The sequence below is a fragment of the Nocardiopsis camelliae genome, assembly GCF_028993595.1.
GTDB classification, from domain to species: domain Bacteria; phylum Actinomycetota; class Actinomycetes; order Streptosporangiales; family Streptosporangiaceae; genus Nocardiopsis; species Nocardiopsis dassonvillei.
The window spans coordinates 364,442-377,056 of the sequence record NZ_CP118614.1; the positions used below are offsets into that span (position 1 = coordinate 364,442).

Sequence of the window (12,615 nt, forward strand, 5' to 3'; positions counted from 1 at the left end):
CGGGCCGCCACCCGTAGGGTGTGGCGGCCCGCACGTGTCATCCGGTCAGCGCCCGGAGCCCCGTTCCCGCCCGATCGCGGCGCCGATCTCGCCCACCCGGTCGGCCAGCAGGCCCATCGCGCCGATGGCCCTGGTCATCGGGTCGTCCTCGGCGCCGCCCAGCGCGCGGCCGCGCCGGAAGGCCTCCTTGACCTCCGTCCACCGGGCCTCCTCCTCGGAGGTCATGACCCCGCGCAGCTCCGCGAGCTTGAGCAGGTTGGCCTCCGCGCCCGAGGTCAGGGTCTGCGCCTCGCCCAGGTAGTGGTCGTCGATCACGGCCTCCACCTCGGCGTCGTTCATGACCGGCACGATCCTCTCCGCCAGCCGGTTCATGTTGCGGTACGAGCCCTGGAGCCGGAACGGCGGCTCGGTGCGCGCCTCCTCCGACTGCGCGGCGGAGGCGATGTAGGCCGCGTTGTTGGTCATCACCACCTCCTGCACCCGCAGCAGCTTGCGCAGCACCGACACGATCCGGTCCACCTCGACCGCCGAGTAGGGGTGGTCGAGCTGGTCCGCGCCCACCGAGTCGTCGCCCCGCGCCATCCGCACGAACCGGTACACGTCCTCCCTGCTCCGCGTGGACAGCGGGGCCAGGGTCGGGTTCGAGGTGAGCGCGTTCTCGACGTAGCTCAGCGCGAACAGCTCCTCCCTGCCCGCCAGCACGTCGCCCAGGTTGTACACGTCGGCGCGGTTGGCCAGCATGTCCGGGATCCGGAACCGCTTGCCCTGCTCCGTGTACGGGTTGCCCGCCATGCACACCGCGAAGCGCTTGCCCCGCAGGTCGTAGGTCCGGGTCCGCCCGTTCCACACCCCCTCCATGCGCCGCTGGCCGTCGCACAGCGAGATGAACTTCTGGAGCAGCTCGGGGTTGGTGTGCTGGATGTCGTCCAGGTACAGCATCGTGTTGGCGCCCATCTCCAGCGCGAAGGAGATCTTCTCGACCTCCTGGCGGGAGGTGGCGTCCGGCGCCTCGTCCGGGTCCAGCGAGGTCACCGCGTGCCCCAGCGCCGGACCGTTGACCTTGACGAACACCAGTCCCAGACGGCTGGCCACGTACTCCATGAGCGTGGTCTTGCCGTAGCCGGGCGGGGAGATGAGCAGCAGCAGGCCGCTCTGGTCGGTGCGCTTGTCGTCCCCGGCCGCGCCCAGCTGCTTGGCCAGGTTGTCGCCGATCAGCGGCAGGTACGCCTCGTCCAGGAGCCTGTTGCGGACGAACCCGCTCATCACCTTGGGCCGGTACTCCTCCAGCCGCAGCCGCTCGCGCTCGGCCGCCACCAGCTCGTTGCGGCGCCGCTGGAAGTCCCGGTAGGCGGGCACCTCCTCCAGCCGGAACCGGCGGGTGCGCGGCAGGAACTCGTCCAGCCGCAGCTCCAGGGAGCGTTCGCGCACGCGCGGGTGCGACCCCAGCAGCCCGTCCACGTCCTCCGCGACGGCCGCCGACGACTCGTAGCGCTCCAGGGCACCGCCGGTCAGCTCGATCGCGGCGGCCTCGGGCAGGTCGCCCGGGTCCACCTCCTCCAGGGTGGTCGCGAACGCCTCCAACCAGGCCGCCACCAGCTGGTGGCGCGCGTTCAGGTCGCCGTCGAGCGCGCGCAGGTCCTCCTCGAAGGCCCTGCGCGTGCTCTCCCGCGCACTGCCCACCGCCCGGTGGAACCGGTCCAGCAGCAGACGGGCGCCCGCGCCGGTCACGAACCCCCGCTCCCCGGGCCCCTCCGCCGCGATCTCCTCGAACAGGTACTCGCCCACCAGGTCCAGGTCGGCCTCCTGGTGGAGCCCGGTGTCGGTGAGGAACCCGTCCACGGCCGCCGCCAGCTCCGCGCGCAGCGCGTCCACCGCGGCCGACCCGCGCACCCCGAACACCTCGCGGGCCCGCGCCAGCGAACCGGCCCGGGTCCGCCACGCCGACCGCCGCTCCTCGTCGGCGCCGAAGGCCCAGAACACCTGCGCCGCGGCCCGCGTTCCGCCCGGGTACCGCAGCAGCCCGGCTCCCGCGCGCAGCCGCAGCAGCACCGACAGGATCCGCGCGGCGTCGTGGTCGTGCACGCCCCGCTCGTAGCCCTCGTCGTAGCGGGCCTCGGCGAAGCCGCGCACCAGGTCCAGCAGCGACGACCCGTCCTGCGCCCCCGCCCCCGTCTCGCCCGGTCGCTCGGGCGACGCCCCGCCCCGCGCACCGACCTCCGCCTCGGCCAGCCGCTCCGGCGTCAGCCCCTGCGCGCCCTCCTCGGCCGCGGCCAGGACCGACGCGGCCAGGTACTCGGCCCGGTACACCTGCGGACTCTCCGACACCAGCACCCGGTCCCACAGGTGCCGGGTCCGACCGAACCCCTCGTCGGTGACCGGCGCGCGGAAGTCGGTGCCGGTGATCGCCACCGACATCTCCCCGCCGTGCGGGGTGAGGGTGAGGTCGATCGGCTGGGTGTTCACGGCGAAGCGGTGTCGGCCCAGCCGGATCGTCTCGCCGCCCGCGCCGCCCTCGAACAGGTCGGCACGGTCCCGCAGGGCCCGGCCCGCCTCCTGCCGGGCGGCCAGCACCTGCCCGTCCAGCTCCTCCGCGCGCACGGTCTCGCCGAGCGCGCGCAGCTCCTCGGAGGTGCGCCGCAGCCGCGCCACCATCGCGTCCGACGCGAAGTAGGTGTTGACGTCCTCCAGCGTGTTCAGAGTCGCGACCCGGCGCTGAACGCTCTCCAGCACGCGGGCGGCCGACGACGCCAGGCGGTCGGCCCGCCGCGCCCGCTCGTCCACCAGCCCCTGCTTGCGGGTGGAGAACGCCTCGTACACGTCCTCGCGCTTGTCCGCCAGCTCCCCGAGGAAGTCGTCGAACTCGGCGAACCGCGTCTCCAGGTTCTCCAGCTGGAGCATGATCCGCCCCAGCTGCTCGTCGCACCGGTCCGGGGTGTCGGCGGCGGCCAGCGCCCCCGTGATCGCCTGCCCGAGCAGGGCGAACTCGGCGGCGAACTCCGCCCGCCCCTCCAGGGCGAGCAGTTCGCCGCGCCGCGCCTCCAGCGTGGCGCGCGCCCGGTTGATCCCGGCCATCACCTCGCTGACCCGCTCCAGGATGCGCGTGCGCACCTGGGCGTCGCCGATGTCGAGCGAGCCGACCACCTCGGTGACCACCTGGAGGCCCTCGGTCTGCTCGGCGATGCGCTCGCCGACCGCCGTCGCCGCGCTGACCGCACCGATGCCCTCGGCGTCGGCGACCAGCCGCTCCACCTCGTCGTGGTACCCGGCGAAGGCGTCGTCGCGCTCCAGGAAGGCCACCGTGCGGCGGCCGGTGGCGTCGATCTCCTCGGCGAGTCCGCCGTCCAGCTCCTCCAGGCGGTCGGTGTCCACGTAGCGCGTCTCGCGCAGCGTGGCCGCCCGGCCCTGGGCGCGGCGCAGCCCGGTCAGCCGCGCCACCCAGCCCTCCGCCGTGCGCGGGGCCTCCCCGCGGGCGGTGCGGATGAGCGAGGCCGCCTCCTCCTCGGCCCCGGCCAGCGTCTCGGCGGCCTGCCGGGTCAGGGTCTGGACGGTCTCGAACTCCTCCAGCACCCGCGCGGCGGTGTCGCGCACCTGCGACAGGGGCGCCGCCAGGTCGCCCAGCTCCTCCTCTCCCAGCCAGTGGAACCGGTCCGACACCCGGCGGCAGGCGGCCATGAGCGCCTCGAACACCTCGGTGGAGGGCCGCATGTCCTCGGCCATGCGCGCCACCGACAGGCACTCGGACACGCCCCGCACCAGCTCGGCGTTGCCGATCCGCTCCAGCGGCCCGGTCCCCACCGGCTGCGCCGCCGCGTACACGTCCGACGCGTACGGCGTCTGCCACACCTGCATCGGGTGCACCCGGGTGGGTTCGCCCGAGTTGTCGCGGAACACCGTCATGGTGCCGTCGTCGAACAGCGAGTACCCGTGGCAGACGATCGGGGTGGCGACCTCCTTGCGGATGGTGTTGTAGGGCAGCAGCAGGCTGCGGCCGTCCGCGCGGGAGTGGAAGACGTAGAGCACGTCCTCGCCGTTGGGCGAGCGCACGACGCGCTCGAACTCCAGGTCGGTGACGTCGGTGTCGAAGGTCCGCGCCACCCCGGTGGCCAGGTAGTAGCCGCCGGGGAAGATCAGCCCCTGGTCGTCGGGCAGGCGCTGGCAGGACTGGCCGATGCCGTCGAGGCGCTCGACCTCCTTGGTGCGCGTGTTGAAGACCAGGTGGCGCCACTCGGTCTCGTTGTAGGGCAGCACGCGCAGCAGGATGAGCGGGCCCACCCGCGCGTGGTGCACCGACGCGTCGGCCAGGCTCTGCAACGGCTCGTCCACGGGCTCGCTGTAGACGCCCTCGCCGACCTCGGTGTTGTTCTCCACCTTGATGGTGAGGTCGCCGCCGACCGTCTCCACGAACAGCTCGTCGAGGATCGAGATGTGCGGGTGGCGGCCCGCCACGTGGTCCTCGCGGGTGGCCTCCACCCACTCGAAGTCGTGCGCGGGCGGGAACACGTGGTCGCGCTCGCCGCGCGCGTCGAGGTAGGCGATCTCGCCCGTCGGCGTCACCGACCACCGCAGCACGCGCACGTCCTCGGTGCGCGGGCCGGTCTGGAACACGGCCAGCAGCCGCTCCTCGACCCGGCGCAGCTGGAGCAGGCGCGCGTCGCGGTAGTACCGGTAGAGCTGGCCGAAGTCCTGCTGGAACCGCTCGTCGTCGAGCAGCCCGGGGACGGCGCCCCCGTCGGCGTCGGCGTCGGCGAAGGCGAAGCCGTCGTCGGCGCGCTCGTAGCGGTGCAGCGAGAACACGTCGGGTACGTGGGTCTCCCGCTGCATGCCGATGAACACGTTGTAGCCGAACAGGATCACGGCGCCGTCGGCGCCGTCCGCGGCCGGACGCCCCACGCTCACGATGTCCCGGGGCACGCAGTTGTGCTCGGTGCGCACGCGCTCGGTGCCGAGCAGGGTCAGCTCGGTGCCGCCGAACACCTCCAGCCGTCGCGCGTTGAGCCGTTCGGTCCGCCGGGCCAGCTCGCCGGTCTGCTCGCGCAGCCGGGCGCGGAGCACCTCGTAGGTGCCCGCGTCCAGCGAACGCGCGTCCCCGGCGTCCGGCCCCTCGGTCTCCTGGGACAGGGCCTCTGTCACGAAGGTTCCCCTACTGCTTGGCGAGGGCGGAGGCGGGCAGCTGGTCCACGCCCAGGGAGCGGGCGGTGCCGAGTAGGCCGTCGAGCTTGTCGGCCTGCGGGCCGCCCGCGCCGATCAGCTTGAGCAGCAGCGCGGAGACGGTGAGGTTCTTGACGTCCTCGGTGGACACCGAGTCCATCACCCTGCGCATGTCCGCGGCGAAGTCACCCTCGCCGTTGAGCCAGTTGCCGCCCAGCGCCTGCACGGTCTTGGAGTTGCCGACGAAGCCGTCCACGGCCTTGCCCAGGCCGATGGAGCCCACCATGCGGTCGAAGAAGGCGCCGTCGCCGCCGACGATGTTGATGTCGGCGTTCTCCAGGCCGGTGGCCAGCACGGTGGCCTGGGCCTCGGCGACCTCGCGCTGCACGTTGATCCCGGCCAGGCGGATCTCCTTCTCGGCCTCCAGACGCAGGCGGTACTCCTCGTGCTCGCGGGTGACCTGGTCCAGGGCGGACATGGCCTCGGCCTTGTCGGTGAGACCGGCGGCCTCGGCGCGCAGCTTCTGCTCCACCGCCTCGGCCTCGACGCGGGCCTTCTCGCTGGCCACGGCGGCCTCGGCGAGGCCGACCTTCTCGATGGCCTCGGCGTCCTGGTGGCGGACCTGCACCTCGGCCAGACCGGCCGCGGCGGCCTCGGCCTGGATGCCCTCGGCGAGGCGGATCTTGGCGCGGGTGTCCAGTTCTGCGGCCTGCTGGCGGGCCTCGGCCAGGGTGAGCTCCTCGGCGGCCCTGTGCTTGGCGGCGGCCTCCGCGGCCTCGGCGGCCTTGATGTCCTTGACCAGGTTCTCCTGGGCCTCGGCCTCGGCCTGGATGATGACGGCCTGGCGGGTGCGCTCGGCCTCCTCGACTGCGCGCAGGCGCTTGATGGCCTCCTCCTGCTCGGCCACGGTGCGGTCCACGGCGATCCGCTCGCGGACGACGTCGGCGACCTCGCGCTTCTCGGCCTCGACCTCCTTGTCCTTGGCGATACGGCTCAGCTCGGTCTCGCGCTCGCGCCCGATGACCTCCAGCAGGCGGTCCTTCTCGATGCGCTCGCTCTCGATGGCGATGACGCGCTCGCGGTTCTTCTCGGCCACCGCGATCTCGCGCTGCTGGTTCTGGTGCTGCACGCCCAGCGCCTCGGAGGTGCGGATGTTGGCGGTCTCGGCCTTGAGGCGCTCCTCGGCCTGCACGCGGGCGGTCTCGGCCTCCTCGCGGGCGCGGATGATCTCGATCTCGCGCTTGGCCTTGGCGGCGGCCTCCTCGCGGCGCTTCTCCAGCTCGGCGAGGGTCTCGGCCGTCTCGGTGTTCTGCCGGTCGAGTTCCTTGCGGCGGTCGTTCTCGAACTCGTTGGTGCGCTTGTGCTCGATCGCGGTGCGCTCGGTGATCTTGGAGATGCCCTGCGCGTCGAGGATGTTGTTGGCGTCGTGCTGGTGCAGCGGGGTCTGCTCCAGCTCGTCGATGGCCACGTCCTCCAGGCTGTAGCCGTTGAGGTCGGTGCCGATCAGGGAGATGATCGCCTGGCGGAACTGCTCGCGGTGCGTGAACAGCTCCTCGAAGTCGAACTGCTTGCCGACGGTCTTGAGGCCCTCGGAGAACTTGGAGTTGAACAGCTCCTGGAGCGTGTCCTGGTGGCTGGCGCGCTCGGTGCCGATGGACTTGGCGACCTTCTTGACGTCCTCCGCGGTCTCGTTGACCCGGACGTAGAAGTACACCTTGATGTCCGCGCGGATGTTGTCCTTGCAGGTCAGGCCCTCGCGGCCGCGCCGGTCCACGGTCAGCGTCTTGAGCGAGATGTCCATGATCTCGGCCTTGTGCAGGACCGGCAGGACGATCGCGCCCGTGAAGGTGACGTGGACGTCGCGGACCTTGGAGATGATCAGCGCCTTGCCCTGCTCCACCTTGCGGAAGAGGCGGGTGACCATCAGGAGCAGGGCGATGAGGACGACGACGCCGACGGCAAGGGCGACGCCGACGGTCAGGAAGGCCGCGTCCGCGGCCTCCTGGCCGTTCGCGGTGGCACTCAGCAACACGTGGGGGTCTCTTTCTGCAAGGGGATGTGCGTAAGAGGGGGAAAGCGCGTCGGGAGCGGGGGGTACGGCGGCGGGGATCCGGCCCCCGGTCGGGGGCGCTCGACAGATGTGACGCGGCGCGGTCGCGAACGGTTCCGCGTACCACCTTCTACTTGACGGCCGGGAAGCCGCGGATGGAGCGCAGGGGGCGGAGGGGGCGCCTGGACATGGGGTGGAGCGGAGCCCCAAGGAGACGCGTCTCAGCCCTGTCCGGGGTCCAGTGCGGCGTCGAAGTAGGTGACCAGGAAGACGTCCTGCTCGGCGCTGTGGTCGAAGATCAGGGCTGTGCTGCCCACGGGCAGGACCTCGCCGCCGGTGGTGCGCACCGGGATGGAGATCGCGGCGCCGCCCGCGGTGGTGATCTCGGCCTGGCCGAAGCCCTCGTTGGCCTCGCCGATGCGGATCACGCAGGTGCGTCCGACCAGCTCGTTCTTGGAACCGCTGCCACGGCTGGGCAGGAAGCGCTGCACCGACATGACCAGGCCGCTGGTGACCGCCCACGCGGCCACGAGCGCGATCAGCAGGACCACCAGGCCCAGGGCGATGAGCAGGGGGGTGGAGGTGGTGTGGAGGAGGCTGGTCATGATGCTTCCCATCATGCTCACGAACCAGGCGACGCAGACCAGGGAGCTCAGCGCCACGGTGACCGGAACCCTTCCCAGTCCCACGCGGCTCATCAGGGAGTTCAGACCCGCGGCCTCACCCGAGTCGTCCACGCTGTCGAGCGCGTCGGAGCCGGTGGCGCCGACCGAGACGAGCAGCCAGTAGACCGCGACGACGACCAGCAGCGGGGTGAACAGCACGGTCGGGAAACCGAAGGCGGTGTCCAGGAACATCCCCACCCGTCACCCTCCTCCGCGCCGAACCGTGCCGGAACTCTACCGAACCGCCCGCTCCGCGACGCGGGCGGGCGTCCCCTTGGCCGTTTGCGGCCACCGGGACGCGTCGCGGACCGGGCGGACGGCTGCCGGGCGGCTGCGGTGACGACGCGGCCGACGCCGAACACGGTTGTGGAGGGAGCGGAGGGAAGAAGGTGACGCGGTTCCCCACGGTGTCCGGGGGTGTGTTCGCTGCTCAGGGGCCCTGTGCGCGGTGCGGCGGAGGCGCGGAGAGAATTCCCGAGAAAAAAATCCGGGGAGGTGTCGATCCGGTGCGGTGCCGTTCGACGTGTGGATGAGAGCGGGGGAACGGACCCCCACACCGCACGAGAGGCGAACACCATGCGCTACATGATGTCGATCATGTCGACCGCCGAGTCCGAGGCCGCCGACTACGAGCCCAGCCCGGAGGTCTTCGAGGAGATGGCCGCCTACAACGAGCAGATGGTCAAGGCCGGTGTCCTGCTCGCCGGGGACGGCCTGGCCCCCGCCTCCGAGGCGACCCGGGTCACCTTCAGCAACGGCGCCGCGACCGTCACCGACGGGCCCTTCGCCGAGGCCAAGGAGTTCGTCGCCGGGTACTGGGTCATCCAGGTGTCCTCGCACGAGGAGGCCGTGGAGTGGGCCAAGCGCTGCCCGCACCCGCCGGAGGGCGACGACACCGAGATGAGCCTGGTGCTGCGGCGGATCTTCGACACCGACGACTTCGGCGACGAGATGCCCGAGCACCTCAAGGAGCGCGAGCGCGAGCTGCGCGCCGAGGGGTACTCGCACGGCGGCTGACCCGCCCGTGCCGGTGCGGCCCGCGGTGCTCCGGCGCACCCGCGGGCCGCAGCCCGTTCCGGGCGTCGCGTACGGTCCGCACGGCCCGCACGGCGGCCGACGACGGCCGCCGCGCGGGCTTGCGGCGGGGTGCCCGTGGTGCTGAGATTGCCCCGTGAGCCACACCGACGCCACGCGCGCGGTCGAGGCGGTCTGGCGTATCGAGTCGGCCCGCCTCGTCGCAGCGCTCACCCGCATGGTCGGCGACGTCGGCCTCGCCGAGGAGTTCGCCCAGGACGCGCTGGTCAGCGCACTGGAGAAGTGGCCCGGAGACGGGGTTCCCGACAACCCCGGCGCCTGGCTGACCACCGTCGCCAAGCGGCGCGTGCTCGACCGCTGGCGCCGCGACGAGCGCTTCCAGCGGCACATGGCCGACCTCGGCCGCGAGATCGCCGAGCACGACGGGCAGGCCGAGTTCGACGCCGTCCTGGAGGAGGACTTCGGCGACGACCTCCTGCGGCTGATGTTCGTGTGCTGCCACCCGGTGCTGTCCACCGAGGCACGCGTCGCGCTCACCCTGCGCCTGCTCGGCGGGCTCACCACCGAGGAGATCGCCCGGGCCTTCCTGGTGCCCGAGTCCACCGTCGCCCAGCGCATCGTGCGCGCCAAGCGCACCCTGGCCAAGAGGAGGGTGCCCTTCGAGGTGCCCGTCGGCGAGGACCGCCAGGCCCGGGTGGCCTCCGTGCTGGAGGTCGTCTACCTGGTGTTCAACGAGGGCTACACCGCCACCTCGGGCACGGAGTGGACGCGCCCCACGCTGTGCGAGGAGGCCATGCGCCTGGGCCGCGTGCTCGCCGAGTTGCTGCCCGGGGAGCGCGAGGTGCACGGGCTGGTGGCGCTGATGGAGCTGCACGCCTCGCGGTTGCGCGCCCGCGTCGGACCCGGCGGGGAACCCGTCCCCCTGGCCGAGCAGAACCGCGCGTTCTGGGACCGCCTGCTCATCACACGCGGGATGGAGGCCCTGCTCAGGGCGCTGCCGCCGGACCGGAGCCGACCCGGCGGGCCCTACGTGCTCCAGGCGGCCATCGCGGCCGAGCACGCCAGGGCGGTCACTGCCGCCGACACCGACTGGACGGTCATCGCCGGACTGTACCTGGCCCTGGTGCGGGTCACCGGATCGCCGGTCGTGGAGCTGAACCGGGCGGTGGCGGTGTCGATGGCCTCGGGCCCGGAGCCCGCGCTGGAGATCGTGGACGCGCTGCGGGACCAGCCGGGGATGGGCGACTACCACCTGCTGCCCGCCGTGCGCGCGGACCTGCTCGTGCGGCTGGACCGCCGGGCCGAGGCCCGCGCCGAGTTCGAGCGCGCGGCCTCCCTCACCCGCAACGAGCGCGAGCGCTCGCTGCTCCTGGAGCGCGCCCGCGTCTGCGAGGACTGACCGGGCCACCGGCTCCGCTGAGGCGCCGCTCGGAGCGCTCCGCGCGGTGCGCCTGACGGTTGACCCCGGTCGCCCTGCGTTCTGTGCGAGGTCGTCTTCTCCGCATCATGATGCAGAGAAGATATGATGTGGTCATGCGAACGACGATCGACATTCCAGCGGACCTGCACCAGCAGGCCGTTTCGATAGCCCGGGACACGTCGAGGAGCCTGAGCGAGACGGTCACCGATCTGATGCGTCGGGGACTGGGGCAGAGCGGCCCGGTCCGCGAGGTCTCGCAGAGCCCCAGGACCGGGCTGCCCTTGGTCCACCTGGGTTCCGTCATCACCACCGAGGACGTGCGCGCACTGGAGGACGAGGACTGATGGCCGTTCTTCTGGACGCCAACGTCCTCATCGCCCTGGTGGTGGACGACCACGTGCACCACCGGGCCGCGGAGGCCTGGATCACCGAGGTCGACACCGCCTTCGCGACCTGCCCGATCACCCAGGGAAGCCTGGTGCGCCTCCTCCTCCGGGAAGGGCAGGACGCGGAGATCGCCAGGAGGGTCGTCGCCGCTTTGGCGGCCGACGAGCGGCACGAGTTCTGGCCCGACTCCATCGCGTACACGGACGTCATCATGCACGGTGTGATCGGTCACCGGCAGGTGACCGACGCTTACCTCGCGCAACTCGCCAGGGTGCACGACGGGCGACTCGCCACGTTCGACCAGGGACTCGCCAAGCTCCACGGTGACGTGGCCGAACTGGTGCCCACCCCCGGGTGAGTCGGCCCCCGTCGCAGGGAGCGGTGCCGGGGCCGGGCGCGGTTCTGCCCTGAGCAGGCGGCTCTGGCGGGTCGGGCCGCCGACCGGCAGACTCCCGGACATGAGACTTCTGGTTCTTGGCGGTACCGAGTTCGTGGGGCGGGCGGTCGTGGAGGACGCGCTCGCCAGGGGCTGGGACGTCACCGTCTTCCACCGCGGCAGGCACCCCGCGCCCCCCGGTGCCGCCGCCCTGCACGGCGACCGCACCGAGGCGGGCGGGCTCGGCGCGCTGGCCGGAGGGCGCTGGGACGCCGTCGTCGACACCTGGTCGGGGGCCCCGTCCGCCGTGGCCGCCGCCGCGAAGCTGCTCGCCGACCGGGCCGGGCACTACTCCTACGTCTCCAGCCGCTCCGTCTACGCGTCCCCCGCCGCGTCCGGACTGGACGAGGACGGGCCGGTCGTGGACGCCTCGCCCGAGGCCGGGAGCACCGACTACGCGCGGGACAAGCGGGGCGGCGAGCTGGCGGCGGAGGCGGCCTTCGCGGAGCGGGCCCTGTCGGTGCGGGCGGGCCTGATCCTCGGACCGTACGAGAACATCGGCCGCCTGCCCTGGTGGCTGGAGCGGATCGCCCGGGGCGGCCCGGTCCTGGCACCCGGACCCCGCGACCTGCCCCTTCAGTACGTGGACGCGCGCGACCTGGCCGCCTGGACCCTCGACGCCGCCGAGGCCGGGCTGGGCGGCCCCCACAACCTGGTGAGCCCGCCGGGGCACACCACCACCGGGCAACTCCTGGAGGCGTGCGCGGCGGTCACGGGATCGGACGCCGAACTGCGCTGGACCGACCCCCGGCTCATCCTCGACGCGGGCGTCCAGCCGTGGACCGAGCTGCCCGTGTGGGTGCCGCCCGGTGAGCTGTACGACGCCCTGCACCGGGGGGACGTGTCCAGGGCGCTCGCGACGGGGCTGCGCTGCCGCCCGGTGACCGAGACCGTCGCCGACACCTGGACCTGGCTGAGGGGCTTGGAGGGCGGCGCGCCCCAGCGCCCGGACCGCCCCCGCGTCGGCCTGGACCCGGAGGTGGAGGCCCGCCTCCTCGCCGGAGCCTGATCCGGCCTCGCGCTCTCGTGCTCCGGCCGCCCCCGAGCCGGGGCATGGCACGGTGAGACACCTCGGGCCACACTGGGAGCATGAAGACCATCACCCAGCGCGAGTTCCGTAACAACGCGGCTTCCGTCATGGAAGAGGTCGAGGCGGGGGAGACCTTCCATGTGACCCGTAACGGGGTTGAGGTGGCCCGGATCAGCCCGGTTCCGCGCCGTCGGCGCCTCACCGCGGAGCAACTGGCGGAACGGCATCGTAGGCTCCTCCGGATGGACTTCGCACTGATGCGCGAGGAAGCTGACGCGTTCTTCGGTGGTGAGGGCAGGGTCGGGGAGGGCGGCCGTGGCTGACCGGTTCGATGAGGGTGCCCTCAGCACCTGCGACTTCGTCGGCCTCGACAGCGTCGTACGGGTCATTCCGGTCTGAGAGCCGACCGGCCGGCCGCGGACACGGCGAAGGGCCGCCTCCCCT

The 12,615-nt window shown here is 72.6% G+C and carries 9 protein-coding genes; 6 read left to right on the forward strand and 3 right to left on the reverse strand.

Going from position 1 to position 12,615, the window contains the following annotated elements; all coding sequences use genetic code 11:
* Window positions 1–45: 45 nt before the first annotated feature.
* From PV789_RS01775 to PV789_RS01785, 3 genes are all read right to left on the reverse strand, one after another.
* The gene (locus PV789_RS01775; RefSeq protein WP_274975866.1) at window positions 46–5,130 is read right to left on the reverse strand and encodes a DNA repair ATPase; all 5,085 of its coding nucleotides are present in this window, start codon (window positions 5,128–5,130) and stop codon (window positions 46–48) included.
* Between the two features lie 10 nt (window positions 5,131–5,140).
* Window positions 5,141–7,180, reverse strand: a complete 2,040-nt coding sequence (locus tag PV789_RS01780) for a flotillin family protein (protein WP_274975867.1) — start codon at window positions 7,178–7,180, stop codon at window positions 5,141–5,143.
* Window positions 7,181–7,419: 239 nt separating this feature from the next.
* Window positions 7,420–8,061: an OB-fold-containig protein gene (locus PV789_RS01785; protein ID WP_274975868.1), complete on the reverse strand. Its 642-nt coding sequence runs from the start codon at window positions 8,059–8,061 to the stop codon at window positions 7,420–7,422.
* Window positions 8,062–8,439: 378 nt separating this feature from the next.
* On the opposite strand from PV789_RS01785, the gene PV789_RS01790 reads away from it, so the two are divergent.
* The 6 genes from PV789_RS01790 (at window position 8,440) to PV789_RS01815 (ending at window position 12,494) form a co-directional block, all read left to right on the forward strand.
* Window positions 8,440–8,880, forward strand: a complete 441-nt coding sequence (locus PV789_RS01790; protein ID WP_274975869.1) for a YciI family protein — start codon at window positions 8,440–8,442, stop codon at window positions 8,878–8,880.
* A 154-nt stretch (window positions 8,881–9,034) separates the two neighbouring features.
* Window positions 9,035–10,297, forward strand: a complete 1,263-nt coding sequence (locus PV789_RS01795) for an RNA polymerase sigma factor (RefSeq protein WP_274975870.1) — start codon at window positions 9,035–9,037, stop codon at window positions 10,295–10,297.
* Between the two features lie 134 nt (window positions 10,298–10,431).
* Window positions 10,432–10,662 (forward strand): hypothetical protein, encoded by a 231-nt coding sequence (locus PV789_RS01800; protein ID WP_274975871.1) that lies wholly within the window; start codon window positions 10,432–10,434, stop codon window positions 10,660–10,662.
* The gene (locus PV789_RS01805; RefSeq protein WP_274975872.1) at window positions 10,662–11,063 is read left to right on the forward strand and encodes a TA system VapC family ribonuclease toxin; all 402 of its coding nucleotides are present in this window, start codon (window positions 10,662–10,664) and stop codon (window positions 11,061–11,063) included. Before PV789_RS01800 ends, PV789_RS01805 begins: the two co-directional genes overlap by 1 nt.
* Before the next feature lie 100 nt (window positions 11,064–11,163).
* Window positions 11,164–12,150: an NAD-dependent epimerase/dehydratase family protein gene (locus PV789_RS01810; protein WP_274975873.1), complete on the forward strand. Its 987-nt coding sequence runs from the start codon at window positions 11,164–11,166 to the stop codon at window positions 12,148–12,150.
* 80 nt (window positions 12,151–12,230) lie between these two features.
* On the forward strand, window positions 12,231–12,494 hold the full coding sequence (locus PV789_RS01815) for a type II toxin-antitoxin system Phd/YefM family antitoxin (RefSeq protein ID WP_274975874.1): 264 nt from the start codon (window positions 12,231–12,233) through the stop codon (window positions 12,492–12,494).
* The last annotated feature ends 121 nt before the right edge of the window (window positions 12,495–12,615 follow it).